Here is a 544-nt window from a genome sequence, read left to right as displayed (position 1 = left end):
CTTACCACGATGTCGACTCCAGCGTTCTGGCCTTCGAAATCGCCGGCCGCGCCTGCTTCCGTGAAGCAGCACCCAAGCTTGGCGTGCAGCTGCTCGAGCCGATCATGAAGGTCGAAGTCGTGACGCCGGAAGACTACGTCGGCAGCGTCATCGGCGATCTGAACGGTCGTCGTGGCCAGATCCAGGGTCAGGAAGCGCGTGGCGTCGCCGTTGTCATCAACGCGATGGTGCCGCTCGCCAACATGTTCAAGTATGTCGACAACCTGCGCTCGATGAGCCAGGGCCGTGCGGCCTACACGATGCAGTTCGATCACTACGAGCCGGTTCCGACCGCAGTGGCCCAGGAAGTCCAGAAGAAATACGCGTAAGGGTTCCTTAGCCACCGACGTCGCGTCCCTTGCGCGGTGCCGGATCTGAAGAGCGAATAACAATTTCCCCCAAGCGGGTAGAATAGACGGAGAACGATTATGGCCAAAGGTAAATTCGAGCGTAACAAGCCTCACGTGAACATCGGCACGATTGGCCACGTCGACCATGGCAAGAC

1 pseudogene is annotated in these 544 nt (G+C 59.2%); it reads left to right on the top strand.

What is annotated here, in order from left to right:
* A pseudogene (gene fusA, locus EOA22_RS36740) lies at nt 1–368 on the top strand (elongation factor G); the annotation flags it as partial.
* Between the last annotated feature and the right edge of the window lie 176 nt (nt 369–544).

The organism is Mesorhizobium sp. M7A.F.Ca.US.014.04.1.1, assembly GCF_003998745.1.
Lineage (GTDB): Bacteria > Pseudomonadota > Alphaproteobacteria > Rhizobiales > Rhizobiaceae > Mesorhizobium > Mesorhizobium ciceri.
The sequence above is the reverse complement of the archived record's forward strand: the minus strand, read 5'-3'. Positions and strand labels throughout refer to the sequence as shown.